The sequence below is a fragment of the Psychrobacter sp. genome (assembly GCF_035469765.1).
Taxonomy (GTDB): domain Bacteria; phylum Pseudomonadota; class Gammaproteobacteria; order Pseudomonadales; family Moraxellaceae; genus Psychrobacter.
Window position 1 is genome coordinate 1 of the sequence record NZ_DATIRM010000204.1, and the last position, 3,329, is coordinate 3,329.

The window sequence follows — 3,329 nt, forward strand, 5'->3', positions numbered from 1 at the left end:
GTGGTTAAAGGAAAGAAAAAAGATAAGACTGTACCGATTTTTGCAGCCGATGATGGTGATGAGTTGCTAGAATGGCTACGCCATCAGCCATTATTGGTTTATCCCGATGAGCATACGGTGTTGGTACATGCAGGAATTCCACCGCATTGGAGCATTGAAGACGCCGCACATTATGCACAGCAGTTAGAGGTGCAGCTACAAAGCAGCTTAAAGCAGCTAGATCAGTTGTTACCGAATTTGTATAGCAAAACAGCTGATGAGTGGCACGAAGGCATTGATGGCTTTACCAAAATGCGTGCTATTGCCAATTACTTTACTCGTATGCGCTTATGCCAGCAAGATGGGTTGCTTGAATTTAGTTTTACGGCAGGATTAGATGAGCGTATGCCAAAAGGTTTTTTGCCCTGGTTTGAATGGCAAGTGCCGCGCACGCGTAAGATATTATTTGGTCATTGGGCGGCACTCAAAGGTGAGATTGATTTGCCTTATGCTCGCGCGCTTGATGGCGGCTGTGTTTGGGGTAATTACTTATTGGCATATCGTTTAGGGGATGGCAAAGCAATCACTTCAAGTGCGCATTGCCTACCACCACAACCTTAGCGCTATATTTTTACTGAAGACGACGTCTTTAAGGCGTCATCTAAGCCACCAAAACTGTCCTATTAACTGGGCAGATTTGGTGGTTTTTTTGGTTTAGGTAAGGGCGTTTTGGCATCGCCAGCGGCTTTAATATCAGGAGGGTTGTCTTGACTTATCGCACCAGATGACCGCTGATCATCCTCATTAAAGGCAGCATGCGTTTTATCATACTGAATATCCTGATTATAAAGAACGCTACTAAGTGCCTCTTCTGTCAGTCCATCATTAAGTTCAATGGTTTTATGAGTTGAAGGTTTATGGACAGTCGTATGAGCCTCACGGCTCTGTAGCTCATGCTCTACTGATGGATTGGTATAATGTATATCGGTCACTGACTGCTTATCTTGCGTATTTTTTTGCAATGATTTTGGCAGTACTTTTACATCAGATAAACGCCTGACCACATAGTTTTTGGGCAGTGGTTCATTGCTATTTGGTGTAGTTGTATCATCAAAAATCATCTGTCCTTGGCTATCAATACGCGCATACCTCATCGGCTTGTCACGTGGCCAAAAGAAATCAGAAGGATGAGTCATTAAGTGGCTAAAGAGTTGTTGGGTCAGACGACTCCAATCAACAAATTTCACCTCTTTTGAGCGCAATGCCACAAACAGCGCCAACGAGAAACTGACCATCAAGTTGACCGTGCCGATAAGTAAAACGCCAAAAATAGAAAGTAGCACCACTTGCCACTCTAGTTGATTCGAAGATAGATTAAATAAGCCATGAGCCAAGTTTGCTGAGGCAAATGCAATATGGCGAATATCAATGGGTAATCCAAATAAGAAACCAATCGTTGCGGTACTACCTAAGAATACCCCAAATATAAAGTTACCCATGATGGCGCCAAGATTGGCTTCTACAAAGCCCCCAAAACGTTGTAGCCACGTTCTAGGTAGTAAATACTGTAAGAGTTTATGGCGCTGAATACGGGCGCCGATTTGGTTATAAACCGCCAAATTGTCATAGTAGCCAGCGATGAGACCAGATAAAAACAAATACACGCCAGCGATAGCGGCATGGGGCAGCGCCAGTGAGTTAAAAGGATCGAGATCATGAAGTAGGTGTGCAGCCTTATCAGTATCAATCATTGGTGCACCGGTATAATGCAGCCATGCATAAGAGATAATAAGAGCAACTGGTACGGCCATCATAATATTACCCATGATAGCGATAAATTGGGTACGTAAAATATCGACAACCAATTCAGATAATTTATTCAGCTGATGGGATTTTTTTCCCGAGCTATCTGAGATGGTGGAAGCGATGGCAGCAGCAGTCATGGCGGGCTGCTTGGTGGCGACTGTACCATGAACAATATGAATAAAAACAAAGCCCAAACCATAAATCATACTATTAATAAAGGCGCGTCCCATCGGCGCTAGTGCTAAATGATAGGTCAATATCTTGGTGGTTGCCATAAAAGCGATGATAAAACCACCGATAGAGGCTTTTTTAAACATCTTCTGATAACCGGATTTATCAGTACTAATATAATGTTCACCGACTCGGCTGGCGTTTTCAGTCACTTTGCGCGACAGCAGTTTGGTATTATTATCAATCAAATATCCAATACTATATCGGCGACTGGCAGAGGTAATCAGCGCTTGAATCAGCTCAATCACAGCCTGATCACGCTTATCCTGATTGTCTGCTACGAGCTCAGTTAAGATACGCATACGCTGTAAGCTTTGGTCTAAACGCAGCATCATATTGGTTAAGCGGATAGAGATACCGGTTTTATAAATACGCTTGCGTATGGTGGCAACGATGTCTTTACATTGCTCAATCATGACCAATAATGGTGCGGGGTCAACCGCTTTTTCGGGCGTGATATCTGTCAATGTATCGAGCTCATGTGCCTCTCGGTATTGATTGACATATAGGACAGCTTCTTGGTTTTGTGCCACAAATGAGGCTGAATAGTTCAGCATCTGCGGGTAAAACTCCATCAAATCTGGATGCAGACCAATGCCGCTAATACGATAAGATAAAATGATAATGGCATTTAAAATGCTGTTTTTAGCGGTAGCAATTAAATTTAAATGTTCTTCATTAACTTTGAGTAAATCAACCAAGTCATTCCATTTTTCGTTATCAATATGGCTCAGCCAGCGCTCATCAGAGCGTCTGTCAAATAGATAACCGACCAGCTCGACTACAGAATCATCTTGCGGCAATAATGGCAAAAAACGATGTCCAATCAAACGACGTAGACTATTGAAGAATCCCTGATCCGACATGATGCCGGTATCCGTATAAAGAGCAATTTGGCGATATTGAATGATGAGTGTTAAAACGAAACTTGACAGCCCATCGCCATATTCTGGATGTTGACGCAGGATTTCTACCAGTTCTTGAATTTTTCCATTGGCTAAAGTGGGCTCTTTGTCACTCACTCGTAGCTCATCGATTAAACGCTTGAGTACCGCAGGATCTGGCACATCACTTAAGGCAGTAATCTGTTGTAAAATGTGTTTCATCTCTGACACATCGCATCCCTTATGGTGGTTAATTCAATAGTTGTTATTATTCAGTATGTGCAACGATATATTTGCTGATAGTGATTGTTGTGGTTATCACTGTTGTAATACATACTTTCCTCAATTGACAGGGCATCCACTTTGATATTTCAGGATATTTTTATTAAGCGCAATGCGCCTAGCCTTGCGTTATTTTAATCGTAACGG

Annotated in this window: 2 protein-coding genes; one reads left to right on the forward strand and one right to left on the reverse strand. The window is 42.5% G+C overall.

The features are described 5' to 3' along the window. Nucleotides 1-600, forward strand: a 600-nt coding sequence (locus tag VLN09_RS05760; RefSeq protein ID WP_325244540.1) for a symmetrical bis(5'-nucleosyl)-tetraphosphatase, incomplete at its 5' end; no start/stop codon positions are given. A 62-nt stretch (nucleotides 601-662) separates the two neighbouring features. Here the strand turns inward: VLN09_RS05760 and VLN09_RS05765 are convergent. Further along, nucleotides 663-3,131, reverse strand: a complete 2,469-nt coding sequence (locus tag VLN09_RS05765; protein WP_325244542.1) for a site-specific recombinase — start codon at nucleotides 3,129-3,131, stop codon at nucleotides 663-665. Nucleotides 3,132-3,329: the final 198 nt, after the last annotated feature.